Annotated in this window: 18 protein-coding genes and 1 tRNA gene; 3 read left to right on the top strand and 16 right to left on the bottom strand. The window is 64.7% G+C overall.

What is annotated here, in order from left to right; all coding sequences use genetic code 11:
- Positions 1-167: 167 nt before the first annotated feature.
- Entirely contained in the window at positions 168-773 is a 606-nt protein-coding gene (locus EP867_RS02245; protein WP_128486570.1) for a TetR/AcrR family transcriptional regulator, read from the top strand.
- A gap of 240 nt (positions 774-1,013) precedes the next feature.
- On the opposite strand, the gene EP867_RS02240 is transcribed toward EP867_RS02245, so the two are convergent.
- From EP867_RS02240 to EP867_RS02225, 4 genes are all read right to left on the bottom strand, one after another.
- Positions 1,014-1,895, bottom strand: a complete 882-nt coding sequence (locus EP867_RS02240) for an XdhC family protein (RefSeq protein WP_128486569.1) — start codon at positions 1,893-1,895, stop codon at positions 1,014-1,016.
- Positions 1,896-1,973: 78 nt separating this feature from the next.
- Entirely contained in the window at positions 1,974-4,127 is a 2,154-nt protein-coding gene (locus EP867_RS02235; protein WP_128486568.1) for a xanthine dehydrogenase family protein molybdopterin-binding subunit, read from the bottom strand.
- Positions 4,128-4,131: 4 nt separating this feature from the next.
- Entirely contained in the window at positions 4,132-4,590 is a 459-nt protein-coding gene (locus EP867_RS02230; RefSeq protein ID WP_128486567.1) for a (2Fe-2S)-binding protein, read from the bottom strand.
- A 122-nt stretch (positions 4,591-4,712) separates the two neighbouring features.
- Positions 4,713-5,084 carry a winged helix-turn-helix transcriptional regulator gene (locus tag EP867_RS02225; RefSeq protein ID WP_128486566.1) on the bottom strand — a complete coding sequence of 124 codons (372 nt, stop codon included), beginning with the start codon at positions 5,082-5,084 and terminating at the stop codon, positions 4,713-4,715.
- A gap of 103 nt (positions 5,085-5,187) precedes the next feature.
- Here EP867_RS02225 and EP867_RS02220 point away from each other — a divergent pair, with 103 nt between their 5' ends.
- A complete protein-coding gene (locus EP867_RS02220; RefSeq protein WP_206616303.1) occupies positions 5,188-5,811 on the top strand; it encodes an NAD(P)-dependent oxidoreductase in 624 nt (207 codons plus the stop codon).
- Between the two features lie 69 nt (positions 5,812-5,880).
- On the opposite strand, the gene ileS is transcribed toward EP867_RS02220, so the two are convergent.
- Positions 5,881-8,799, bottom strand: coding sequence for an isoleucine--tRNA ligase (gene ileS, locus EP867_RS02215; RefSeq protein ID WP_128486564.1), 2,919 nt, complete (start codon positions 8,797-8,799; stop codon positions 5,881-5,883).
- Positions 8,800-9,042: 243 nt separating this feature from the next.
- Here ileS and EP867_RS02210 point away from each other — a divergent pair, with 243 nt between their 5' ends.
- Positions 9,043-10,029 (top strand): YcjF family protein, encoded by a 987-nt coding sequence (locus EP867_RS02210; protein ID WP_128486563.1) that lies wholly within the window; start codon positions 9,043-9,045, stop codon positions 10,027-10,029.
- Here the strand turns inward: EP867_RS02210 and EP867_RS02205 are convergent.
- The 11 genes from EP867_RS02205 to EP867_RS02155 form a co-directional block, all read right to left on the bottom strand.
- Positions 10,026-10,454: a DUF1489 family protein gene (locus EP867_RS02205; RefSeq protein WP_128486562.1), complete on the bottom strand. Its 429-nt coding sequence runs from the start codon at positions 10,452-10,454 to the stop codon at positions 10,026-10,028. The two genes, EP867_RS02210 and EP867_RS02205, sit on opposite strands and share 4 nt — an antisense overlap.
- 123 nt (positions 10,455-10,577) lie before the next feature.
- Positions 10,578-10,652: transfer RNA gene (locus EP867_RS02200), tRNA-Glu, on the bottom strand.
- A gap of 144 nt (positions 10,653-10,796) precedes the next feature.
- Complete coding sequence (gene recJ / locus EP867_RS02195; protein ID WP_128486561.1) at positions 10,797-12,530, bottom strand: single-stranded-DNA-specific exonuclease RecJ; 1,734 nt, start codon at positions 12,528-12,530, stop codon at positions 10,797-10,799.
- Positions 12,531-12,618: 88 nt separating this feature from the next.
- Positions 12,619-13,581, bottom strand: coding sequence for a class II fructose-bisphosphatase (gene glpX / locus EP867_RS02190; protein ID WP_128486560.1), 963 nt, complete (start codon positions 13,579-13,581; stop codon positions 12,619-12,621).
- A 236-nt stretch (positions 13,582-13,817) separates the two neighbouring features.
- Entirely contained in the window at positions 13,818-14,906 is a 1,089-nt protein-coding gene (folE2, locus tag EP867_RS02185; RefSeq protein WP_128486559.1) for a GTP cyclohydrolase FolE2, read from the bottom strand.
- A 410-nt stretch (positions 14,907-15,316) separates the two neighbouring features.
- Positions 15,317-16,975 (bottom strand): energy-dependent translational throttle protein EttA, encoded by a 1,659-nt coding sequence (ettA, locus tag EP867_RS02180; protein ID WP_128486558.1) that lies wholly within the window; start codon positions 16,973-16,975, stop codon positions 15,317-15,319.
- A 308-nt stretch (positions 16,976-17,283) separates the two neighbouring features.
- Positions 17,284-18,291: a dihydropteroate synthase gene (gene folP, locus EP867_RS02175; protein WP_128486557.1), complete on the bottom strand. Its 1,008-nt coding sequence runs from the start codon at positions 18,289-18,291 to the stop codon at positions 17,284-17,286.
- Between the two features lie 9 nt (positions 18,292-18,300).
- Positions 18,301-19,194: a dihydroneopterin aldolase gene (locus tag EP867_RS02170; protein ID WP_128486556.1), complete on the bottom strand. Its 894-nt coding sequence runs from the start codon at positions 19,192-19,194 to the stop codon at positions 18,301-18,303.
- Between the two features lie 97 nt (positions 19,195-19,291).
- On the bottom strand, positions 19,292-19,996 hold the full coding sequence (locus tag EP867_RS02165; protein ID WP_241656788.1) for a cell wall hydrolase: 705 nt from the start codon (positions 19,994-19,996) through the stop codon (positions 19,292-19,294).
- 258 nt (positions 19,997-20,254) lie between these two features.
- Complete coding sequence (locus EP867_RS02160; RefSeq protein ID WP_128486554.1) at positions 20,255-22,801, bottom strand: putative PEP-binding protein; 2,547 nt, start codon at positions 22,799-22,801, stop codon at positions 20,255-20,257.
- A 225-nt stretch (positions 22,802-23,026) separates the two neighbouring features.
- Positions 23,027-23,761 carry an alanyl-tRNA editing protein gene (locus EP867_RS02155; RefSeq protein WP_128486553.1) on the bottom strand — a complete coding sequence of 245 codons (735 nt, stop codon included), beginning with the start codon at positions 23,759-23,761 and terminating at the stop codon, positions 23,027-23,029.
- Positions 23,762-23,869: the final 108 nt, after the last annotated feature.

Here is a 23,869-nt window from a genome sequence, read left to right as displayed (position 1 = left end):
ATGGATTGTGACGATCCCACCTTGGCACAAAGATGCCGTCGGGGGGCGGTTACAACATCAGAGCCCCTTAGTAAGATTGCGCATTTACTGACTCCAATCCGTACAAATCATTACGCATTGCAATTGCGTATCAATCTGTACACTTCTCGTAAAGACCAGGAGCCGGAATGGACGATACGAACCGAAAGCGCCGGGCTGCGGCGATCTATGCCGCTGCCTATGATCTGCTGGCGCAATATGGCTATGGCGGCACGTCGATGTTGCGAATTGCGCGGGCGGCGCAGGCCTCAAACGAGACCCTCTACCGCTGGTATGGCGACAAGGATGGTCTGTTCACCGCCATGGTGCGTGAGAACGCTGCCGAGACCCGGCGGCTCCTTGAAACTGCCCTCGAGGGTCACGGCGATCCGTGGGACGCGCTTACTGCGCTGGCACCTGTCTTTTTGCGGATGATCCTTGGTGATCGGGCGATCCTGCTGAACCGGGCGGCTGCGGCGGATCCGACGGGGGCGCTTGGGGCCGCGATCTCCTCCGGCGGACGCCAGGAGATTCAGCCTCTGATCAGCCGGCTGATGGCGCGCCTTTGCGCAGGCACGCAGCGCGACCCCGGTCAGGTCACGGGGTGGTTCCTGGGGATACTGGTGGGCGATCTGCAGGTGAGGCGTATCATTCACGACCATCCGCCTTTGTCTGATCCGGAGATCCGCCAGCGCTGCGATACTGCGCTGACGACGCTCAGACTGCTGGTCGGGGATAAGACGGAACTGTGCTGACAGGGGTGAGGGCGGGGGCTTCCCTTCCCTCCCGTAGCCCGCCCGGGCGCAGTGGTCCCCTGAAGAGGACCGCCTGGTCTGAAAACCTTTCGGGATAAGTCGGCCTGCGCCTGCGCGGGGCAGAAGGCTCACCCTTGCCGGTGAAGAGATCTCACTGAAGGACCAGCGGATCTGTTTTGACGCATTGCCCGACAAATCCGGCCGGGATGACACCACAGGCTGGCGTCGCTGCAGCCTTGCTCAAAGCGAACGGGCGCGGTCGAGGATCTGGGCGAGCACGGAGATTGCCAGCGAGCGCGGGTCGCGCACAGAGGGGATCAGGCCGAAGGGGCGGGCAAGGCGGCTGAGAACGGTGGCGGGCAGACCTGCCTGCAGCAAGGCCTCATCCCGGGCGGCGGCCGCACGGGCAGAGCCTTGGGCGCCGATGAAAAAAGCGTCCGATGTCAGGGCCTTGGCCAGAAGTGGCGGCTCGCGGTCGTGGTCGTGAAAGAAGAGTGCGACGGCGGTGCGCGGGTCAATGGCCACCCCGTCCGGCCAGTCGGTTTCCGGGGTGAGCCGGGCATTCGCAAGCCCCTCCAGCGTCTCGGGGTCTGGCGAGAAAACTTCGGTCAGATAGCCCGCAGCACGGGCCATCTGCGCCAGCGCCCGGGTCTCGGGGCCTTTGCCGAAAATCAGAAAACGCAGCTCGGGCAGCAGGGTCAGATGCAAAGGCCCGAGGATCAGATCGGCCTCCTGCCGGCGCTGCAGGGCAAGGGTTGCGGCCTCCAGCGCGGCCTGCTCGGGGCAGGGCAGGATCAGGATGTCGAGACCGCCGCCGCAGGGCAGTTGCAGGTCCTGCCAGGGCGAACCCTGACCATAGCGCAGCACTCGGATCTGCCCGTCGGCCAGCGCGGCCCGGGCATGGATCTCAACATCGCGCTCGATGCAGCCCGAGGAGAGATTGCCGAAACGCTGGCCACTCCCGGTCACCACCATTCCCGCACCGACAGGACGATAAGAGGCGCCGACAACCCCGATGATGACCGCCAGCGCCGCAGGCTCGCCGCGCCGAAGGGCCGCGCGCAGGGGGGCGAGGGGAAGCTCACTTTCGCAGATGCGGGTCAGGGGGGCTGTGACCGTCATGGCGGATGTCCGAAGAAAAAGACGCGGGTTGGCCCCGCCGAAAAGCAGATGGCCCGGAACTCCGGGCCATCTTTGAACTCAGGCTTCAGCGCGGGCGAAGGGCAGCTGACGTTTGGTCCTGCCCGTCAGCTGACGCCAGGCGTTGCCGACGGCCGGAGCCAGCGGCGGAACCGGCGGCTCACCGATGCCCGAGGGGGCTTCGTTCGACGCGATGATCGCCACTTCGACAGCCGGCATCTCGGTGATGCGCAGCAGCGGATAGTCGTGGTAGTTCGACTGCTCAACCTCACCACCCTCAGCGAGAGTGATCTCGCTGTAAAGCGCGGTCGAGAGCGCAAAGCCCACGCCGCCTTCACACTGCGCGGTGATCAGGTTCGGGTTCACGGCCAGGCCGCAATCCACCGCAACCCAGACGCGGGTGACGCGCGGCAGGCCGTCTTTGTCTTCCACTTCCGCGACCTGAGCCACATAAGAGCCAAAGGACTTCACGAAAGCAAAGCCGTAGGCCTTGCCGTTCTCGCCCTTGCGACCCTTCCAGCCCGAGATTTCGCGGACCTTTTCGATCACAGCGCGCTCACGGGTGGCCTCTGCGCTCAGCAGCTCCAGACGGCCCTCGATGGCGTCTTTGCCTGCGGCTTCGAGCACTTCGTCAAGGAAGGTCTCAACCGCATAGGCCGTGTGGCTGTGCCCGACCGAGCGCCACCACAGGACTGAGACATCGGTCTGCATGGCCGACCAGCCGATGCGGCGGGTGCCCAGATCATAGGCCAGATGGGCCGAGCCCTCAAAGGTGAAGGGATCGGGGCCGCCGTTCAGGCTGGGCTCCATCACGGTGCCCATCATGATCGACTGGGTTGCGATGACGTTTTCCCAGGCGACAATTTTGCCGTCTTTATCAAGACCTGCGCGCATTTTGTGGAGAGCCGCCGGGCGGTAGTGGCCCCCCCTGATGTCGTCCTCACGGGTCCACTGCAGCTTGAACACACCGTCACGGCCTGCGGCTTTGGCCACTTCCGCCATCTCAATGGCGAAATGGGCCGAGCCTTGGGCGCGGCGCCCGAAGGAGCCACCGGCCATCAGAACGTTGATCGTCACATCTGAGGGCTCAATGCCGAAGGTGCCGGCAAAGGCCATCTGATCGACGGTCGGGAACTGGCAGCCATAGGTGAGAACGGCCTTGCCCTCTTTGATCTCGATGATCGCGTCGAGCGCTTCGAGCGGCGCATGGGCCAGATAGGGCAGGCGGTATTCGGCCTCGAGAACCTTTTCCGCGCCTTTGAAGGCTTCGGCCAGATCGCCGGTCTCTTCAACGGTCAGGCCGCCTTCGGCCGCCGCTTTGGCGTAATCGGCGAAGATTGCATCCGAAGAGCGGATTTCGGCTTTGCTCTCGTCCCACTCGATGACCAGGGCCTCACGGCCCTTCATCGCAGCCCAGGTGTTTCTGGCGTAAACGGCCACACCCATCGGGACCTGACGGACCATCTCAACGCCGGCAACGGCCAAGGCTTCCGTGTCGTCAAAGCTTTTCACCACGGCACCGAATTTCGGCGCATGGGCGACCATGACGACCAGCATCCCTTCGGGGTAATGGTCGAGCGTGAATTTCGCCGAACCGTTCACCTTCGAGGCGGTGTCCAGACGCGGGCGGTCTTTGCCGATGAAGACGAAGTCTTTCGGGTCTTTCAGCTTCGGGGCGTCGGGAACCGGCAGTTTTGACGCGGCTTCTGCGAAATCGCCGAAGCCTGCGTTTTTGCCGGTGCCCTGATGGCTCAGAATGCCCGCTTTGATGACGATCTCATCGGCGGGCACGCCCCATTCCGCGGCGGCGGCGGTGATCAGCATCTGACGCGCGGCGGCAGCGGCTTCCCGCATCGGCAGGAAAGACGACATCATCGAGGTCGAGCCGCCGGTGCCCTGCACGCCAAGCGCGCCATTGGCGTAAAGCGGCGTATTGGCGGGGGCGCCCACGGCCTGCATCTGATCCCAGTTCGCGTCGAGTTCTTCCGCGACAAGGGTGGTCAGACCGGTGTAGGGGCCCTGACCCATCTCAAGGTGTTTGACCAGAACGGTGACGCTGTGGTCGGTGCCGATGCGGATGAAGGCATTGGGCTCAAAGCCTGCCACAGCCGCTTCACCGGTCTTCGCAGCAGCCGCGCCGAGCGGCAGGGTCAGCGACAGGAGCAGGCCGGAGCCGGTTGCCATAAAGCCGCGACGGGTGGTCTCAATCGTCATGAACTCAGCCTTTCAGCGCGTCGGCGGCGTTGTGGATCGCCTGACGGATGCGGACGTAAGTGGCGCAGCGGCATGCATTGCCTTCCATCGCAGCATCAATGTCTTCATCGGTCGGGGCAGGGTTTTCCGCCAGCAGCGCGGTCGCGGCCATGATCTGACCGGACTGGCACCAGCCGCACTGCGGCACGTCAATCGCAGCCCAGGCCGCCTGAACGGCTTTCGCCTCAGGGGTGTCGACGGCTTCGATGGTGGTGATGGTGGCACCCGCGATGTCTTCGATCGGCGTCACGCAGGAGCGGGTCGGAACCCCATCCACCCAGACGGTGCAGGCGCCACATTGCGCAGCACCACAGCCGAACTTCGTGCCGGTCAGCCGCAGCTCGTCGCGCAGCGCCCAAAGAAGCGGGGTTTCGGGGTCGATGTTGAGCTCGCGCTCCTGACCATTCACAATAAACTTAGTCATACCTGGCCTCTTAGCGGGGGGTGCGGGGGCTATGCGCCCAGCATAGGGGAGGAGCAAGACATGCGCGCGCGCAGGATGGCAAATCGCGACAATATGCCTCTCAAGTTTTTGTTATTCATCAGTTACCCGGCCAGCTCGGCCTGCGGCAGGGTTTGCCCTGCGTCCCAGGCTTTGCGCGCGCGGTGCACTTCGGGCTGTGCGGCCTCAGCCCAAGCGGCCAGCGCCTCGATCCGGCCCAGGAGCGAGCGTCCGAGCGGGGTCAGCCCGTAAGCGCCGCCCGCCCCCGCCTGAGTGACCAGCCCGTCGCGCGAGAGATTGCGCAGCGTGACCGTGAGCATCCGCGCTGAGATCCCCGGCACCACCCGCGAGAGGGCATTGAAGCGGCAGTCCCCCCGGCCCAGTTCCATCAGAACCAGAACCGACCAGGCATCGCCGATCCGGTCGAGGACATCTCTGATCGGGCAGTCGTAGCTTCGGGCGCGCGGTGCGGGCATCCTGCTTCCTTTCAGGTAACCACCAGGGCCTTCCCGCCGCAGTCGAAGCGGGCTATGCAGAGAGGGTAGTTACTAATAGTAACCATTTTGATCGGAGTAAATCATGAAAATTCTTCTGCTCGGCGCCTCCGGCATGGTCGGCTCGCGCATCCTCGCAGAGGCTGCAGAGCGCGGCCATGAGGTGATTGCCGCCGCCCGCAGCCCTGAAAAGATTGCGGAATTTCCGGGTGTGACGGCCGTGAAAGCCGATGCCCATGATGCTTCGACCTTTGCTTCTTACGCGGCAGAGGCGGATCTGGTGATCGGTGCGGTCTCGCCGCGCAATGGCGGCGATGCCCTGGCGGAGGCCACGGCCTATGCCAAAGCGCTGATCGCGGCAAAACCGAAGCGGGTGATCATGGTCGGCGGCGCAGGCTCGCTCTCGCTGCCCGATGGCACTCCGGTGGTGGATGTGCTGCCGCCGGAATATGTGGCGGAAGCCCGCGGGATGAAGGCGGCCTGGGATCTTCTGGCGCAAAGCGATCTGAAATGGACGGTGCTTGCCCCTTCGGCAGAGATCGCGCCGGGCGAACTGACCGGCGATTACACCATCGGCGGCACCACGCTTTTGTCGGATAACAAAGGCAAAAGCCACATTTCGGCAGAAGATTTCGCCGATGCTGTGATCAATGAGGCTGAGATGAAAACCCTGGTGGGTAAGCTTGCGACCGTGGGTTACACCGGCTGACCTGACCGGCCTTTAAGAATGAAGAAAGCCGGCCCCGTTCAGGGCCGGCTTTTTCCATGTCAGCGTGGATCAGAGACCGGCGGCGCTCAGCGCGGCGTCGCAGCGGGCGCAGGTTGCCGGATGGGCATGGGTGCCGACATCGGGCAGGATCTTCCAGCAGCGCTGGCATTTCTCACCCGCAGCCTTTTCAAAGACCACTTTCACGCCGGCCACATCATCCAGGCCGAAAGCGCCTTCCGGAGCAGCCTCAGTCGAGATTTTCAGCCCCGAAGTGATGCAGAGCGTATCAAAACCCTGAGCCGATCCGATCACTGCCGCCAGTTCCGGCGAGACATAGACGGTCGGTGCCGCTTCGAGCGAGGAGCCGATGGTCTTGGCGGTCCGCTCGACTTCCAGCGCGCCGGTGACGACGCGGCGGGCCGCACGGGTTTTGGCAAAGCGCGCCGCCAGGTCGGCGTTCAGCCAGCCCGCTTCCACCGGTGCGAAATCCAGCAGATGCACCGAGCTGTCCTCGCCGGGGAAGCGGGTCAGCCAGACCTCTTCCATGGTGAAGGGCAGGATCGGCGCCAGCCAGGTGACCAGCGCGTGATAGACGTGATCCATCACGCTCAGGCAGGCGCGGCGCTCCAGGCTGTCGGGCGCGTCGCAGTAAAGCGCATCCTTGCGGATGTCGAAGTAGAAGGCCGAGAGATCCGAGGTCGCAAAGGTGAAGATCGCCTGGAAGACCGCCTGGAAGTCAAAGGCGGCATAGTCACGGCGCACCTGCGCGTCGAGTTCAGCCAGACGGTGCAGGATAAACTGCTCGAGTTCCGGCATCTCGTCGCGGGCCACATGTTTGCCGTCCCATGCAGGCAGGGCGCCCATCAGGAAGCGCAGCGTGTTGCGCAGACGGCGATAGCTGTCGGCGGTGCCCTTCAGGATCTCTTTGCCGATGCGCAGGTCGGTCGAATAATCGGCCTGAGCCACCCAGAGACGCAGGATATCTGCGCCATATTCTTTGATGACTTCCTGCGGTGCCACGGTATTGCCGAGCGATTTGGACATTTTCATGCCCTTTTCGTCCAGCGTGAAGCCATGGGTGATGACATTCTTATAGGGCGCACGACCAATGGTGGCCGAGCCCTGCAGCAGCGAGGAGTGGAACCAGCCGCGGTGCTGGTCGGTGCCTTCCAGATAGACGTCGGCAATCTGATCCGGCACGCCGTCTTCGCGGTCACGCAGCACGAAGGCATGGGTCGAGCCGGAGTCGAACCAGACGTCGAGCACGTCGAAGACCTGGTTGTAGTCTTCCGGGTTCACGATGCCCGCGAGGATCTTCTCTTTGAAGCCCTGAGTATACCAGACATCCGCGCCGTCTTTCTCAAAGGCGGCGGCGATGCGGGCATTGACCTCTTCATTGCGCAGAAGGAAGTCCGCATCGGTCGGCAGCGCGCCGACTTTGGTAAAGCAGGTCAGCGGCACGCCCCATGCGCGCTGGCGCGACAGAACCCAGTCCGGGCGCTGCTCGATCATCGCATGCAGGCGGTTGCGCCCGGTGGCCGGGGTAAAGGTCACCAGTTCCGAGACCGACTTCAGCGCGCGTTCGCGGATGGTGTCGCCATAGGTGCCTTTGCCGTCCTCGATCTTCGCATCGATCGCCGCGAACCACTGCGGCGTGTTGCGGAAGATCACCGGCGCTTTCGAGCGCCAGGAATGCGGATAGCTGTGCTTGATCTTGCCCTTGGCCAGCAGCGCGCCCGCATAGGCCAGCTGCTTGATGTTCGAGACGTTGGCCGGGCCCTCTTTGCCATTGGTGTCAAAGATATGCTGTCCGCCAAAGAGCGGCAGGTCTTTGCGGTAAGAGCTGTCTTCGGTGACGTTATAGGTCATCGGCAGCTTGAACTTCACGCCCATCTGGTAGTCGTCATCACCATGGCTCGGCGCGGTATGCACAAAGCCCGTGCCCGCATCATCGGTGACGTGATCGCCCGGCAGCATGGGAACGTCATAGTCCCACTCGCCATTGCCGCCTTCGACACCATTGTAGGGGTGCTTCAGGATCACGCCCTCAAATTCCGAGGCCGCGACATCGCGCACACGGGTCCAATCGGTGATCTTCGCCGCGGTTTTCACCGACTCGGCCACCGAATCTGCCAGCACCAGAAGCTCGCCTGCGACGGCAGTCGACTTCTCATCCACCGCATCCACACGGTAGAGGCCATAGGCAATCTTCTCCCCATAAGCGACCGCGCGGTTCTGCGGGATGGTCCAGGGGGTGGTGGTCCAGATGACCACGCTCGCGCCTTCAAGACCTGCGACCGGCTTGAAGCGCACCCAGATCGTATGGCTGGTGTGGTCGTGATATTCGACCTCAGCTTCGGCCAGCGCGGTCTTTTCGACCGGCGACCACATCACGGGTTTTGAGCCCTGATAAAGCGTGCCGTTCATCAGGAACTTCATGAATTCCTGCGCGATCACCGCTTCGGCGTGGAAATCCATCGTCAGATAGGGATTGGCCCAGTTGCCGGTGACGCCAAGGCGCTTGAATTCCTCGCGCTGGATATCGACCCAGCCTTCGGCGAATTTGCGGCACTCCTGACGGAAGGCGACCACATCCACATCGTCTTTGTTCAGACCTTTGGCGCGGTATTGCTCTTCGATTTTCCACTCGATCGGCAGGCCGTGACAGTCCCAGCCAGGCACATAGCGCGAATCAAAGCCCATCATCTGATGCGAGCGCACGACCATATCTTTAATGGTTTTGTTCAGCGCATGGCCGATGTGCAGATTGCCGTTCGCATAGGGCGGGCCGTCGTGCAGCACATAGGGTTTGCGCGGCGCACCATTGGCGGCAGCCTCTTTGGCCTTTTCGCGCAGGCGGTCATAGACGCCGAGCGTTTCCCAGCGTTCCAGCCATGCCGGCTCACGGGCGGGAAGGCCCGCGCGCATCGGAAATTCGGTCTCGGGCAGATAGACGGTGGAGCGATAGTCAGGGGTGTCAGCGCACATCGGCGTGTCCTTCGAAGTCAGGGCTTGGGTCCTGCGCAGGGCAGGGTCAAAAGGCTTTACCCGACGCGCGAGACCGCTCAGCGCGCCGGGCCGCTAATTCGACGGGAAAAGGCGACCGTAAACTTCATGCCGCGCTTATAGGCCCGCGCCCTGCTGCGGTCCAGAGCCTGACTGGCGCTTCCTCTTGCTCAGAGGCTGCTTTCGCCCCATCTGAAAGGAGATGCCGCCGCGATGAGGATCTCTATGGCCAGCCCGCACCAGCCCTTTGTCCTGGAACTCGACGGACCGGCCGCCTCGGTGGCCGATGCGCCTCCCGTCCCTGAGGCGGATGTGGCGCCGCCGCAGACCGCTGTGGCGGCGATGATGCGGGCACCGGCGAAATCCTCGGTAGCGCGGCGGCTCTTTTACTGGGCGGGGGGGCTTTTCCTCTCGCTGGCGGTCTCGATCGCCACTTATGAGTTTATCGCCTCGACGCTGAACCGCTGGCCGGTCTTAGGCTTTCTGGCCATGGTGCTGGCCGGGGTGGCCACGGTGTCGCTGCTGTGGATGGCCGGGCGCGAATGGGCGGCGCTGATGCGGCTGTCGCGCATCGATCACCTGCGCGAGCGTTCCGTTACGGCGCGGGGGGATCTGGAGCAGGCGCGGGGGCTGGTGAAGGACCTCGACGCCATCTACGCGGGCCGCGAAGAACTGGCCTGGAACCGCCGCCGCCTGACTGAGCAGGGCGGCGATCTCTTTGACCCCGATGCCCTGATCCGTCTGGCCGAGGTGGAGCTTCTGGGCGCCGCCGATCAGGCTGCGCGGCGCGAGATTGAGGCGGCCTCACGCAAGGTCGCCACGGCCACTGCTCTGGTGCCGCTGGCGCTCGTCGATGTGGCGGTGGCACTGATGTCGAACCTGCGGATGATCCGGCGGATTGCCGATATCTATGGCGGCCGTGCCGGGCAGGTGGGGTCAATCCGGATGCTGAAGCGGGTCTTCTCGCATCTGGTCGCCACCGGCGCGGTGGCTGTGGGGGATGATCTGATTTCCTCAGTCGCCGGGGGCGGGGTGCTGTCGAAAGTCTCGCGCCGCTTTGGCGAGGGGGTCATCAACGGGGCGCTGACCGCGCGGGTCGGCATCGCCGCCATGGAGGTCTGCCGCCCGCTGCCCTTTGAGGCGCTGCCGCGCCCCAAAGTGGCCAATCTCCTCAGCCGGGCGCTGGCCGGGCTTTTCGGCTTGAAAGATTAACGCAGGCCGATCTCGGCCAGAGCGGCCTCCAGCGCGGGGGGCAGAACGTCATCGGCGGGGCGGCTTTTCGGCAGATCCGGCGGGCTGTCTTTGGCCTCGAGGTAGCGCCAGCCCTGAAAGGGGCGGCGCGGCGTGGCCTGGGTGCGGATGATTTCCGGATCAAGGTGGAAGGCGCAGCGGGTGATGCCATCGGCTCCGGTGGCATCTTCAAAGCCAAGAATGCGCTGACGCGCCAGGATCTGACCTTTGAACACCCAGTAAAGCGAGCCGTTCAGCGCCTCTGCTTCGCGTTTCGGCCAGGAGCGGGTGACATGCACGCAGCGGCCCTCGGGCCAGCGGTGGCGCTGGGCATCCTGCCAGCGCTGCAAATCCGAGACATCCTCTGCGCCGACGCAGAGTTTGATGATATTCACCACTTTGGTCATTCTGACACCCCATCCACGGGAGAGCAGATGCCGATTGAGGTGGCGGAATGCAAGAAGGGCGGGGGCGGAAATGCAAAAAGGCGGCAATCTGCCGCCCGTCAGTCATCCTATTTTAAGAAGAAGTGGCAGCCCGTAGGGGAGTCGAACCCCTCTTTTCAGGTTGAAAACCTGACGTCCTAACCGATAGACGAACGGGCCACTCTTTCTTCCGACCGTCGCAGTGTGCTGCGCCTGTCGTGTGAGGGGGTATTTACAGAGAGGTGTCAGAGCCTGCAAGGGGGTTTCTTGCGGAAAATGAAAAATTCCGCAAAAAATCCTTTGGCCGGGAAAAAGCCCCGGGAATCAGGCCTTTGCCGCATCCTCCAGCCGAAGCTGCACCCGCTGACGCCCGCCCCAGGTATCCACCTCGACCCGGCCTGCCAGATGGAAGCGCTCTCCCACCCCGGCCTGAAGTGCCTGGCCCAGCGGGCCTTCCCAGGCGCCAAAGGCCATGCCGGTCAGTTTGGTGGCCCCCGAGCCGAAGGTGATCTTCAGATGGCCCGAACCGATCTGGCGCACATCGCTGACCCGCTGGCTGGCAAAGGCAAAGCGCGGGGCAGGGGCAGAGGCCCCAAAGGGACCCGCCGCCTCAATCTGGGCGATGAGTTCGGGGGTTGCCCCCTCAGGCTCCAGCATGCCGTCGATCTGCAGATCGGCGGGCCCGCCTTCGCCCGCGCCCTGGCGCGCCAGAAGATCAGCCAGACGCGCCATGGCAGCATCAAGCTTTTCGACCCGCACAGTGAGGCCCGCGGCCATTTTGTGGCCGCCGCCTTTTTCCAGAAGCCCCTCGGCAGCGACGCGGTGGATGGCCGCGCCCAGATCCACCCCGGTGACCGAGCGGGCAGAGCCTTTGCCGATGCCGTTCTCGATCCCGATGACGACGGAGGGGCGGTTATAGGCCTCTTTCAGCCGCGCGGCGGCGATACCGACGACGCCGGGATGCCAGCCGTCACCTGCCGCCCAGACGAGGGGGCCGTCAACGCCGCGGGCTTCGGCCTGGGCGATGGCCTCGGCGCGGACGGCGGCCTCAATGGCGCGGCGCTCGACGTTCAGCTCTTCCAGGCGGGCGGCGATCAGCGCGGCCTCAGCGGGGTTGTCGGTGGCCAGAAGCCTGGCCCCCAGATCGGCCTGACCGATGCGGCCCCCGGCGTTGACGCGCGGACCAAAGAGAAAGCCGAGGGTGTGGGAGTTGGGTGCATGGGTAAGCCGCGAGACATCGGCCAGCGCCGCAAGGCCTGGCCGTCCGCGCTTAGCCATGACGGAGAGACCCGTCCGCACCAGGGCGCGGTTCACCCCGGTCAGCGGCGCCACATCCGCCACAGTGGCCAGCGCCACAAGGTCGAGATAGCCCATCAGATCGGGGCCCTTCACGCCCTCAGCCCGCAGGCGGCGGTTGGCATCGACCAGCATCATGAAGACTACACCCGCCGCGCAAAGCTGCGAGAGATCGCCGGTTTCATCCTGACGATTGGGGTTCACCACCGCCACGCAGTCGGGCAGGGTTTCGCCGCCGAGGTGGTGGTCCAGCACGATGACATCGCAGCCCGCCGCCGCGATCGGCTCATGCGAAAGCGTGCCGCAATCGACGCAGATGATCAGATCATGTTTCGCGCCGAGCGCCTGCATGGCCGGAACATTGGGGCCATAGCCTTCATCAATGCGGTCGGGGATATAAAGTGTGGCCTGCAGCCCCATCTCCCGCAGCCAGCAGAGGAGAAGCGCGGCTGAGGAGCCGCCGTCGACGTCATAATCGGCAAAGACCGCGATGCGCTGGCGCTGCTTCACCGCCTGGAGAAAGCGGGTGGCCGCAGGCTCCATATCGCGCAGCACCATGGGGTCGGGCATCAGATCGCGCAAAGTGGGCGCGAGGAACCCCGGGGCCGCTTCAGGAGAGACGCCGCGCCGCGCGAGCACATTCGTGACCGCAAAGGGCAGGGCGGTGGCCTGACGGATGGCTTCCGCCGCGCGGTCTTCTTCAGGCGAAAGTCCCAGCCAGCGCCGTCCGGTTACCGAAGTGTCCACACCGAGAAACGTCATGCCAGGGCCTTTCTGAAGTCGTCTGAAATGCGATCGGGGGGCCAGTGAGCCCCCCGACGAGTTTTGCGCAAACCTGTTGGGTCTGCAATCAGACCGGGGTGCGATAGGTCATGCGGCGCACCGAGCCGGTTTTCGAGCGCATGAGCACGGTCTCGGTGGTGATCCAGCCCACTTCCCGCTTCAGACCGCGCAGCAGCGAGCCGTCGGTGACGCCGGTTGCCGCGAAGATCACATCGGCGGTGACCATATCGTCACGGGCATAGATGCGGTTGAAATCCGAGATCCCGGCGCGTTCGGCGCGGCCACGCTCATCGTCGTTGCGGAAGAGAAGCTTGCCGTAGATCTGGCCGCCCATGCATTTCAGCGCCGAGGCTGCCAGCACGCCCTCTGGCGCGCCGCCCGAGCCCATGTACATATCGATGCCGGTCTGCTCGGACTCGGCGCAGTGCATGACGCCTGCGACATCGCCATCGGTGATGAGGCGGATCGCAGCCCCGGTCGAGCGGACGGCTTTGATCAGATCGGCGTGGCGGTCACGCTCAAGGATGCAGACGGTGATGTCCTGGGCGGTGCCGCCCTTGGCTTTGGCGAGCTGACGCACGCGCTCTGCCGGGTCCATGTCGAGGGTGACGACGCCTTCGGCATAGCCCGGGCCCACGGCCAGTTTTTCCATATAGACGTCGGGGGCATGGAGCATGGTGCCGCGCGGGGCCATGGAGATCACCGCCAGCGCATTGGGCATGTCTTTGGCGGTCAGCGTGGTGCCTTCAAGCGGATCAAGCGCGATGTCCACGGCCGGGCCTTTGCCGGTGCCGACTTCTTCGCCGATGAAGAGCATCGGGGCTTCGTCACGCTCGCCCTCACCGATCACCACGGTGCCGGCGATCTCGAGCAGGTTCAGCTGGGTGCGCATGGCATCCACGGCGGCCTGGTCGGCGGCCTTCTCATCACCGCGGCCGATCAGCTTTGCTGAGGCGATGGCGGCGGCTTCCGAAACCCTGGCGAGACCCAGAGAGAGCATGCGATCATTGAAATCGACGGTCTGCGACATGGCATTTCCTGACGTTTTGCGAGTCTGAGCCCGGGTTTAGCGCTGTGGCCGCGGCTTGGGAAGCGGTGAGAGGGCGCAGGGGGCCATGTTAGCGCCCAAGACTGCGTGATTGTCGCGGGCCTGCGCCGGAAATCGCGGGGAAGTGACGCGAAAAGCGGGACGGGTCCAGCGCGGAGAGGCCGGGGGCTGCCTGCCCCCGGGCCCCCGGGAGTATTTTGAAAAAGCCAAAGACGCGGTCAGCCGCGGTGGATGAGGCTGGCGAAGAGTGTCGGATCGAGGCTTTGGGCGGCGAAGAGCGGGCCCTCGGTCAGGAGGCTCACGGCATCATGGCTGTGCAGGCTTTCCTGGTGGCTGGCGATGACGCGGAAATCGCCGATCCGGGGGTCCTGGCGCAGCGCCTCGCAGAAGGAGCGGGCGGCATCTTCGACGAAGATCGGATTGGCGGCATTGAGTTCGGCGAAGGCCTGTTCGTCTTCGCGTTTGACCATGACCTGGGTTTCGGTGACGACCGCGCGGCGGGCGAGATCGATCAGATCTTCGAACCAGAGCCTCTCACCGTCGAGGACTTCGGCGGAGATCCGCGCCACGGAGCGCTGGGAATGCGGGGTGGCGAGTTGTCCGCGGACCTCGCGGGCGTGTTCGGAGAGTTCGAGCGAGCAGGGGCAGGTGGAGGAATAGACGTAATCGAGGTGCATGACGCGGCGGCGCAGCCCGCCCTGATCGAGCAGTTCGAGCGAGAGGTCGTAATATTGCCAGCCTGAGAGGCCCGACCGCAGGCTTTCGACCTTTTGCGGCCAGGAGAGTTTCAGCTGAATGCGGGCGTCAAAGCTGTCGAGGTCGCGTTTGTAGTCCTCGAGGGCGGCTTCGGCGACGCCGAAGGAGAACTGTCGCTCAGAGTGGGCATAAAAAGAGCGCATGATGCGGCTCATATTGATGCCTTTTTTTCCGGCCTCGAGGCTGACGGTGCCGGTGACCGAGGTCTCAAGCGTGATCTCGCCGCCCGAACGGGTGCGGTAGCGGATCGGCAGGCGGAAGTTGGAGATACCGACGTGCTGGATGGTGGCCTTTGCCCCCACGATCAGGCTGGAGGGGCCGTTCTGCAGATCGGGCATGGAGGCTTTATAGGCCGCATCGGGGCGGAATTCGTCAGGGTAATCGCGGCTGAGCGCGGGGGAGTTATGCCCGAGCATGGCCGCAATGCCGGGCCCGAGCCGGAGCAGATCCTGATCCGTGGCGCCGGCCATCCAGACGCGCAGCGTGGCCAGTGCGGCTTCGGCCTGAGCTTTGTCGGGCTGCGCTGGGGATTGGGGGGCGCGGCTGTCCATGAAGGGTCTCCTCGGGTGGCGGGAACCTTTCAGATAGGCGCTGGGCGCGGCGGGGCCAAGGGGGGCGGAATGCCTCAGGTCAGCGGCGGGCGGATGCTGGGGCAGCAGGGATGCGGTCAGCGCGCCCCTGGCTGCGGGTTCTGTGCGCGGGCGCAGGTCTGCGGAGGGTGGCACCAGCGGGGGGAGGCTTCCGGTCGAGAGACGGGGCCGGAGAGAATTTGTCCGGTTCCGTTAAGGGGGCGGCTGTGAGCGGTCGGGGGGGAGCGGCTGGAGTAGCCGGGCAGAGCGATCCTGGGGTTCGACCTGCGCCTTTGGCGAGGAAATCTTTCAGGGACGCACGCGCCGCTTTTGCAGCTTCGGGAACAAAAAAGGGCGGCCCTGAGGCCGCCCTTTCGCATCGCTTTCGCAGATCAGCTGCGGGCGAATTTCTTGTGCTTCGAACGCTTGGGGTTCGCAGCTTCCGGGCCGAGGCGGCGGATCTTGTCGGCTTCATATTCTTCGAAGTTGCCCTCAAAGAATTCGACGTGGCCTTCGCCTTCAAAGGCCAGGATGTGGGTACACAGACGGTCGAGGAAGAAGCGGTCGTGCGAGATGATGACGGCGGAGCCGACAAAATCTTCGATCGCCGCTTCGAGCGCCTGCAGGGTTTCCACGTCGAGGTCGTTGGTCGGTTCGTCAAGGAGCAGCACGTTGCCGCCCGATTTCAGCAGTTTTGCCATGTGGACGCGGTTGCGCTCACCACCCGACAGCACGCCGACTTTCTTCTGCTGGTCGGTGCCTTTGAAGTTGAACGCACCGGTGTAGTTGCGCGACGAGATCTGGATGTCGCCGAGGTGAATGACCTCTGCGCCGCCCGAGATTTCTTCCCAGACGGTCTTTTCCGGATCAAGCGCGTCACGCGACTGGTCGACATAGGACAGCTTGACGGTTTCACCAATCTTTATGGTGCCCGAATCCGGCTGTTCCAGACCTGCCAGCATTTTGAACAGCGTCGATTTACCTGCCCCGTTCGGGCCGATCACGCCGATGATGCCGCCCGGCGGCAGCGAGAACGAAAGGTTCTCAATGAGGACCTTGTCGCCCATGGTTTTCGACAGGTTTTCGACCTCAAAGACCTTGCCGCCCAGACGGGGACCGTTCGGGATGACGATCTTGGCTTCGCCCACGCGTTCCTTGACCGACTCTTCGACCAGTTTGTCATAGGCCTGGATACGGGCTTTCGATTTGGTCTGACGGGCTTTGGCGCCCGAACGGATCCACTCGAGTTCTTTCTCCAGAACCTTCTGCTTGGCTTTGTCTTCGCGGGCATCCTGGGCCATGCGCTTGGCTTTGGCTTCCAGCCAGGAGGAGTAGTTGCCCTCATGCGGGATGCCTTTGCCGCGCTCCAGCTCAAGGATCCAGGTGGTGATGTCGTCGAGGAAGTAACGGTCGTGGGTAACCGTCAGGATGGTGCCTTTATAGGCGATCAGGTGCTTTTGCAGCCAGGCGATCGTCTCTGCGTCAAGGTGGTTGGTCGGCTCGTCGAGGAGCAGCATATCCGGCTCTTCGAGCAGGAGTTTGCACAGCGCCACGCGGCGACGCTCACCGCCCGACAGCGAGGAGACCTGCGCGTCATCGGGCGGGCAGTCGAGCGCGTTCATCGCGATGTCGACCTGGTTGTCGAGATCCCAGAGGTTCTGCGCGTCGATTTCGTCCTGGAGAGCGGCCATTTCATCGGCGGTCTCGTCCGAATATTCCATCGCGAGCTGGTTGTAGCGGTCAAGCTTGGCCTGCTTTTCCGCAACGCCCAGCATGACGTTTTCGCGCACGGTCAGGGTTTCGTCGAGCACCGGCTCCTGGGGCAGATAGCCCACTTTGGCGCCTTTGGCGGCCCAGGCTTCGCCCTGGAAGTCTTTGTCCCAGCCGGCCATCACGCGCAGCAGGGTCGATTTACCGGCACCGTTGATGCCGACCACACCGATTTTCACGCCGGGCAGGAAGTTCAGACGGATGTTCTCAAAGACCTTTTTCCCGCCGGGATAGGTCTTGGACACGCCGTCCATGTGATAGACATACTGATAAGAGGCCATGGGCTCGCTCTGTGCAGAATAGGGGATTTGACACCCCTCCTACAGCCTGGGGGCCTGTCACACAAGGGCGCGGTCCCGCGGGGGGAGGCTGCAGTGGCGCGGCGGAGTGCCCCTCTGAAGGGGCAGCTGAGAAGATCGGACGGGTCCCGGAACCCGCAGCGCGGCCCCACGTTGACCCTTCGGAAAACACTTAAGGGAGCTGACGGATGAAGGGTATTGGTGCCTGGCTGCTTGGAATTCCGATTCCGATTATTATCATTCTCTATCTTTTCGACGTGTTCTGACGCTTCGGCGTGTTGAGACTGCGTTCAGGCCGTTGCGATGGCCTGCCAGAGCCGCAGGGCCTGGGTCATCTGCGCCGCATCATGCACGCGGATGACCTGTGCGCCCTGGGCCACTGCCGCCAGATGCACCGCGAGAGAGCCGCCGAGCCGCTCTGCGGCCACAGGCTCCTGACCGATGGTCCCGACAAAGCGTTTGCGCGACGCGCCGTAAAGGATCGGGCAGCCCAGCGTATGAAAAAGGCTCAGCCGCGCGGTCAGCGCAAGGTTATGCTCAGCGGTCTTGGCAAAGCCGATACCGGGGTCGAGCAGAATGCGGTCCGGTCGCACCCCGGCTGCAAGGGCCGCATCGCGCCGCGCTTCGAGATAGTCATAGACGTCCAGCAGTACATCGTCATAGACCGCTTCGCCGTTCATGGTCTCCGGCGTGCCGCGCATATGCATCAGGCAGAGCGCGGCCTGGCTTGAGGCCGCAAGGCTGACCATGGCCGGATCAAACTCCATCGCCGTCACATCATTGATGAGATCCGCCCCTGCTTCGAGGGCAGCATCGGCGACATGGCTTTTGCGCGTGTCGATCGAGATCGGGATGGTGAGCCCCTCATGGCGCAGGGCCGCGATTACCGGTTTGGTGCGGGCAATCTCTTCCCCGCGCGCAATCAGATCCGCGCCGGGGCGGGTGCTTTCCCCCCCGATATCGAGGATGTCTGAGACAGCCGCCAGCGCCCGGGCGCGGGAAATGGCCTCCTCGCGCTCTGAGAATTTGCCGCCATCGGAAAAGCTGTCGGGCGTGGTGTTCAGGATTGCCATGACCCGCGGGGCCGAGAGGTTCAGCCCCGCCATATCCGGACGCGGCGCGGTGATCTGCGCCAGCACATCCGCCGGCACCTCGCTCAGGGGCACGATCCCGGGCTCCGCGCCGCGGGTGAGCTTTTCAACCCGGTCAAACCACAGCCAGCCGCCGGCGATCTTTTGGGCGCCCTCACTGCGGGCGGGATCGTTCAGCGGAATGGCGCGCCAGTAGATTTTGCTCATGTCGTCCCCTCAGTCCTGAGCTGCCACCACCGGCACGCTCACAGCGCCGGCTTCGGGCAGCGGTCCGCAGATCTGCATCTGCACGGCCTGCAGCTTCTCTGCAAGCCAGAGCGCAAGAACCACCGGGTCCTGCACCGGGCCTTTGGGCGCATCGGGGGTGTCGAGCACCAGCTTGGAGGGGGCCCAGACCAGCATTTTGCCCTGCCGCATCGCCCAGTCGATCTCGGTGCGCGAGGCCACCACCATGCAGCGCGCATCCCGCGCGGCCAGCCGCCAGGCGTTCTGCTCAATCGCCAGCAGATCAATCCGGCGCTGCGCCATGGCCTGATCGGCCTGAGGGCGCGGGCCGGGCGCAAAGCCCACCGTCAGCACCACCGGGGCGGGCTGCGCGGCCAGCCGGTCAAGGCGGGCGGAGAGATCGGCTGCGTTCAGTGCCGCCTCATCGAGATGCAGGATCAGCGGATGGGGCAGGGGATCTTCCATCTGCGGCGGAAGCGGTGCATCGGCGCTGCGTTCAATCTCAACCCCCAGAGCGCCGGGGCCGCGATCGAGCTTTTCGATCCGCAGAAAGACGCGCTGGGCCTGCGGCTCGCGCAGAATGCGGGTGGCGATGTCATCGGCCAGGGTCTCAAGCAGGTTAAAGCGCTGCGCTGCCAGTTCGCCGGTCACGGCCTCGGTGATTTTGTCGTAAGACAGGATCCGGTCGACATCATCGTCTTTCGGCTCTCCCGCCCCTGCGACTTCGACCACCACGTTAAACCGTAGCCGCTGGCTGCGGCCGCGTTCGAGCTGAAACGCGCCGATATCGGCTTCCAGCACCAGATCACGCACCGAGATGCGGTCGCGCGACTGCGCGGCACGGGCTTCGGGATGGCCAAAGGCCCGGGTGAGATCGGTGCTCATGGAACGGCTTTCGCAAATGGTAAGCGCCCGGGCGGGACCCGGGCGCTGTCAGGCCCGGGACCGGGCCGGGCCGGTCGTGCGGCCAGAGGTCGTGTCTTCAGAGGCCCATGTCAAGCCGTGCGAGCCCCCGGGCGGCCAGCGGAAGCGGCAAGGCCCCCCGCGCCGGTGCCTGATCGGCGCTGGCAATGCGGCCCGAGAAGGCCGGAGCCGCGCCGGGCTGGCGGTAAAACAGATGTCCGCCGATCTGCGCGGTTTTCGGGAACTTGCGGCTCCAGCCCGGGCGCACGGCGCGGGTGTGGAAATGGGTGGCCCCGTCGGTCAGCTCTGAGACCGGCTGATCCATGGTCAGCCGCGCGATTTTACCGGCGGTCTCCCAGGCACGGCGATCGCTGACCACCTCGGGCTTGCCATCGCAGGCGTAAGAGAACTGGCAGGCGTTCAGATTATTTGCCCCCTGTTTCACCACCCCGCAGATGGAATTGGGATAACCTTTGGCGCCGACGCGGTTGAGGATGACCTCTGCCACGGCGAACTGGCCTTTGACGCTTTCGCCACGGGCCTCAAAGTAGATCGCCTCGGTCAGGCAGTTCCATTCTGCCCCCCCGGAGGCAGGCGGCATGGCAGCAAGGGCGCTGTCTTCGTACCAGCGTTCACGGCTGCGCTCACGCGGGCGCAGCGAGGTCTCGGGCGCAGCCGAGCGGACGAGGGCGGGTGCGCTGGCATGCAGCGCAGATTTTTCACTTTCAAAAAGCCGGCCAAGGTCGGCGCTATAGCCCGTCCAGGGCGAATTCGAGGTGCTCACCGTCACATCGGCGAGGGCACTTCCAGATAAGGCACACAGCACGACGAGGCTGCGGAGCATGATCGCTTTACAGCGCATGGTTTCCGTTCCCGGGTCAGTTTCAGGGCATCGCCTGCGGGGAAGAAATGCCACCGGCGACCGGCGGTATGTAGCCCAGTTGTGCGTTTTCGTCCATCCGGGGGGGCTTCAGACGCAAAAACGCACAGCCCCGGCGCCGATTCGGCCCGGTTTTCATATCCTGTTAACTACCTGAGGCAGTTAACTTTTCAGCCCCTTTCGCTCCTGCAGCGCCAGATGGGCAGCGGCCAGCCGTGCGAGTGGCACGCGATAGGGCGAACAGGAGACGTAATCGAAGCCTGCACGCCGCGCGAAGGCGATTGATTCGGGATTGCCGCCATGCTCGCCGCAGATCGACAATGTAAGATCAGGGCGGGTGGCGCGACCCCGTTCCGCACCGATCAGCAGAAGTTCGCCGACCCCGTCGATATCGAGGGTGTGGAAGGGGTCTTCGGGAAAGACACCCTGGTTCACATAGGCCGACATGAATCGCCCTGCATCATCGCGCGACAGGCCATAGGTCATCTGCGTCAGGTCGTTGGTGCCAAAGGACAAAAAGCCCGCGTGCTGCGCGATGTCCCCGGCGCGCAGACAGGCGCGGGGGGTCTCGACCATGACGCCGAGCTTATAGGCAAAGTCGACACCGCGTCGCGCCCGGACCTGAGCGGCCACCGCCTCGAGCCGGGTTTTGACCAGTTCGACTTCCCGCATGGCCGAGACCAGGGGGATCATGATCTCCGGCACCACCTGGATGCCGCGCGCGCCGACCGCGATGGTGGCCTCAAAGATGGCCTGGGCCTGCATTTCGTAGATTTCGGGCAGGGTGACACCAAGCCGCACCCCGCGCATGCCGAGCATCGGGTTGAATTCCGACAGGGCTTCGGCGCGGCGGGTGATCTCCGACAGGGGCCGGTCAAGCGCTTCGGCCAGTTCGCGCAGGCCCTCACGGCTGTGCGGCAGAAATTCATGCAGCGGCGGGTCAAACAGCCGGATGCAGACCGGAAGTCCCTCCATGATGCTGAAAAGATGGATAAAATCTTCGCGCTGCATCGGCAGCAGCCGGGTCAGAGAGGAGGCGCGGTCCTTGGGGTCATCGGCAAAGATCATCTCGCGCATGGCGATCAGACGATCCTGCTCAAAGAACATATGCTCGGTGCGGCAAAGCCCCACACCTTCGGCTGAGAAATTCAGCGCGGTCAGGGCATCTTCCGGGGTGTCGGCATTGGCCCGCACGCCGATGTCGCGGAACTCATCGGCCCAGGAGAGGAACTTGCGGAAATCATCATCGAGCGCCGGGGCGAGCATCATGGCCTCTCCGGCCAGCGCCTCGCCCGCCGTGCCGTCGAGGGTGACCAGATCGCCCTCATTGAGGATGCGCCCGCCCGCCGCGATCAGCCGCTTCTCGCGGGGATCAAGCTGCAGGCCCGAGGCGCCCACCACGCAGGGCAGACCGAGGCCCCGGGCGATCACCGCCGCATGGCTGGTCATGCCGCCGCGCTCGGTCAGCACGCCCTGGGCGGCATGCATGCCGCGGATGTCCTCAGGGCTGGTTTCGCGCCGCACCAGAATGCAGCTCTCCCCCCGCGCCGCAGAGGCCTGAGCCGAGGCTGAGGAGAACACGAGCCGCCCCACCGCCGCGCCCGGGCTGGCCGCAATGCCCCGCGCAAAGACATCGCGCGCGCCGCGCGGATCGACCTGGGGGTGCAGCAGTTCAGACAGGGCCCGCGGCTCGACCCGCAGCACGGCCTCATCTTTGCCGATCACGCCATCTTCCGCGAGGGCCACCGCGATCTTCAGCTTCGCCCGCGAGGAGCGCGTCACCCGAATGGCGTCGAGCACCCGGATGCGGCCGTTCTCCAGCGTGAACTCAATCTGCATCTCTTCGCGCAACCGGCGGCGGCAGATCGCGCCATAGCGGATCAGATCCTCAAAGACCTCCGGGGCAAGTTCTTCCAGCGAGGGGCCGCGCGGATCGCGCTGCAGATAGATGGTGCCCTCACCCGCGCGGGTCAGCGCATCGCGGCCCAGGCTCTGGCTGAGATAGCGCCCGGTGATCTGCGGCAGTCCGGTGGTGCTGTCGACGAACTGAATGACCCCTGAGCCGGAGACGCCATGGCCCATGCCCAGTGCCATCTCCTGCACCACCAGCCCCAGGCCCGCATCTTCCGGCGCGCCCTTGGCCTTGCGCAGAAGCCGCGCCGTGGTGCCCTCCCAGGCCCGCGACATCGAGCGCAGCGCTTGGGTCAGCTGACGGGCGGGGTCTTCGGGGAAGGGCTCATCGGTTTCCTGCTCATAGGCGCGCAGCGCCGTGCGCAGCGCCTCGGGTGTGGCGGCAGAGGCGTCAAACATATCCGGGTCGAGCCGGGCGACGTGAATGGCGTAGCTTTGGATGAAGCGCAGATAAAGCGCATCAGCCACCGCCTGACCATGGGTCTGCGCCAGCCGGGCATGGCTTTCGCCATTCAGCCCGATGTTCAGAAGCGTCCCCGGCCCGCCCCAGTCGGTGTTTTCCGGCGAGGGCCGGACCGAGAGCAGAACCCCCGGCTCAAAGGCTTCAAGAATCGCCGTCGCAGGGGCCGGCTGGCCGCTGGCGATGGCACGTACGGCCGTGAAGGGCAGGGCAACGGTGCGCGGCACCGGCAGATCCAGCCGGATCAGGCGCTGCAGACATTTCGCCCGCCAGCCATGGGTGCCGGCCTGAATGGCCTCGGTGGGCGTGATCACGGCATGGTCCGGGGTTTTCTGCACGGCTGCACCTGTCGCTGAGACGGGGAAAGCATAGCCCCTTGCGCGGGCGGCGCAAGGAGCCGTGAGGCAGTTTCGCTGCGCTGCAGCGGGTTTGGCGGATTATGCGGATCGCCGGCCGCTTTGCGCGGGACCCTGAGCCGGCCCCGCAGCGCCGCCCTCGTCACCGAAGGTGACCGCGCGAATGCGCCTGCCGCGGCAGCGGCGACCCGGGGCTGCCCCGCTTCCTTACTCTTTGGCGGGATCGTCGAGGACCAGGCTCACGCGGCGGTTCTGTTTGCCCTTCTTCTCGATCTTACCAATCCGGGCACGGCCCACTTCGGCGGTGCGCGCCACATGGGTGCCGCCGCAGGGCTGCAGATCCACCCGCTCCTCGCCCTCGCCGATCTGCACCAGACGCACGCGGCCCTGTCCGGTCGGGGGTTTTACCGACATGGTTTTCACCAGCCCCGGATTGGCCGTGAGCTCCTCATCGGTGATCCAGGTGGTCGAGACCGGCAGATCGCGCGAGATCAGCGCATTCAGCGCCTCTTCGATCGCCGCCACATCTGCCGGCACCTCGGGCATATCGAAATCCAGCCGGCCTTTGCCCTCTGAGATCTGCCCGCCGGTCACCGGCAGCGGGATCACCACCGACAGAAGATGCAGGGCCGTATGCACGCGCATCAGTTTATAGCGCCGCTCCCAGTCGAGCGTGACGCGCACCTCAGCGCCCACAGGGGGCAGGGCACCGGGCTCTGCGGCCAGCAGAACCGCGCGGGCCTCAGGGGATTTCACGGTATTGGCGATGGTGATGCGCCCGCCCTCCCAGTCGAGCCAGCCGCTGTCGCCGGGCTGACCACCGCCCTGGGGGTAGAAAAGTTCCGGCTCCAGGATCAGCCCGCCCTCATCGGTCTGCGCCACCACGCGGGCAATGGTTTCACGGGCATAGGCATCTGAGCGGTAAAGCGGATCGGCGGTCACGGCGGGGTCTCTCTGTCAGGGCGGTCAGCGACCGCAGCTTCGCTGAGTTTTCCCGATCCGCAGGGGGCTGGCAAGACGGGTGCAGCAAATAGCCGGGCGGCACTTCCC

Origin of the sequence: Falsigemmobacter intermedius, assembly GCF_004054105.1 — a bacterium.
GTDB lineage: Bacteria > Pseudomonadota > Alphaproteobacteria > Rhodobacterales > Rhodobacteraceae > Wagnerdoeblera > Wagnerdoeblera intermedia.
Note: the sequence above shows the minus strand (reverse complement) of the source record. Positions and strands in the feature narration are given on the sequence as shown.

What these genes read in the sequence shown, in the direction of transcription:
- EP867_RS02245 (WP_128486570.1), top strand. Translation starts at nt 168, where the DNA reads ATGGACGATACGAACCGAAAGCGCCGGGCTGCGGCGATCTATGCCGCT.
- EP867_RS02240 (WP_128486569.1), bottom strand. Translation starts at nt 1,895, where the DNA reads ATGACGGTCACAGCCCCCCTGACCCGCATCTGCGAAAGTGAGCTTCCC.
- EP867_RS02235 (WP_128486568.1), bottom strand. Translation starts at nt 4,127, where the DNA reads ATGACGATTGAGACCACCCGTCGCGGCTTTATGGCAACCGGCTCCGGC.
- EP867_RS02230 (WP_128486567.1), bottom strand. Translation starts at nt 4,590, where the DNA reads ATGACTAAGTTTATTGTGAATGGTCAGGAGCGCGAGCTCAACATCGAC.
- EP867_RS02225 (WP_128486566.1), bottom strand. Translation starts at nt 5,084, where the DNA reads ATGCCCGCACCGCGCGCCCGAAGCTACGACTGCCCGATCAGAGATGTC.
- EP867_RS02220 (WP_206616303.1), top strand. Translation starts at nt 5,188, where the DNA reads ATGAAAATTCTTCTGCTCGGCGCCTCCGGCATGGTCGGCTCGCGCATC.
- ileS (WP_128486564.1), bottom strand. Translation starts at nt 8,799, where the DNA reads ATGTGCGCTGACACCCCTGACTATCGCTCCACCGTCTATCTGCCCGAG.
- EP867_RS02210 (WP_128486563.1), top strand. Translation starts at nt 9,043, where the DNA reads ATGGCCAGCCCGCACCAGCCCTTTGTCCTGGAACTCGACGGACCGGCC.
- EP867_RS02205 (WP_128486562.1), bottom strand. Translation starts at nt 10,454, where the DNA reads ATGACCAAAGTGGTGAATATCATCAAACTCTGCGTCGGCGCAGAGGAT.
- recJ (WP_128486561.1), bottom strand. Translation starts at nt 12,530, where the DNA reads ATGACGTTTCTCGGTGTGGACACTTCGGTAACCGGACGGCGCTGGCTG.
- glpX (WP_128486560.1), bottom strand. Translation starts at nt 13,581, where the DNA reads ATGTCGCAGACCGTCGATTTCAATGATCGCATGCTCTCTCTGGGTCTC.
- folE2 (WP_128486559.1), bottom strand. Translation starts at nt 14,906, where the DNA reads ATGGACAGCCGCGCCCCCCAATCCCCAGCGCAGCCCGACAAAGCTCAG.
- ettA (WP_128486558.1), bottom strand. Translation starts at nt 16,975, where the DNA reads ATGGCCTCTTATCAGTATGTCTATCACATGGACGGCGTGTCCAAGACC.
- folP (WP_128486557.1), bottom strand. Translation starts at nt 18,291, where the DNA reads ATGAGCAAAATCTACTGGCGCGCCATTCCGCTGAACGATCCCGCCCGC.
- EP867_RS02170 (WP_128486556.1), bottom strand. Translation starts at nt 19,194, where the DNA reads ATGAGCACCGATCTCACCCGGGCCTTTGGCCATCCCGAAGCCCGTGCC.